This is a genomic window from Mitsuaria sp. TWR114 (assembly GCF_007997345.1).
In genome coordinates, this window is the sequence record NZ_VOSR01000421.1 from 1 (window position 1) to 684 (window position 684).

Consider the following 684-nt stretch of genomic DNA (forward strand, 5'->3'; position numbering starts at 1 on the left):
GGCCTGGCGCTGCTGGAGCATTACCGCTGGCAGCGCGCCAAGCGCCTGCTGATGGAACAGGACCTGCACGTCAGCACGCTGGAGCAGGACCGCGACGGCGCCATCCGCGCCGACCAGGAGAAGAGCCGCTTCCTGGCCATCGCGAGCCACGACCTGCGCCAGCCGGTGCATGCGCTGGGGCTGTTCGCGGCCAGCCTCGAGCGGCGGCTGCAGGGCACCGAGGAGGAGCCGCTGATCCGCAACGTGATGCGCTCGATCGAGGGCCTGGAGCGCTCCTTCAACGCGATGCTGGACATCTCGCGGCTGGACGCCGGCACGGTGGAGCCCAACCTGCAGCACTTCCCGCTGCGCGACCTGTTCCGGCGCCTGCACATGCATTACGCCGGCCAGGCGGAGGCGTCGGGCCTGGGCCTGCGCTTCTCGCCGGGCGGCAAGTCGGTGACCAGCGACCCGCAGCTGCTCGAGCGCATCCTGGGCAACCTCATCCAGAACGCGATCAAGTACACGGAGGAGGGCGGGGTGGTCGTGGTGGCCCGCACCACCGAGGAGTCCCTCAACCTGGAGGTCTGGGACACCGGCATCGGCATCAAGTCCAGCGACCTGCCGCGGATCTTCGCGGAGTTCTACCAGGTGGGCCAGAGCGAGCGCAGCCGCACGCAGGGCCTGGGCATGGGGCTGGCGATC

Annotated in this window: 1 protein-coding gene; it reads left to right on the forward strand. The window is 70.0% G+C overall.

What is annotated here, in order from left to right; all coding sequences use genetic code 11:
- Window positions 1-684 (forward strand): sensor histidine kinase KdpD (locus FUT87_RS15610; RefSeq protein ID WP_147241604.1); only part of this gene is annotated, 684 nt, incomplete at both ends.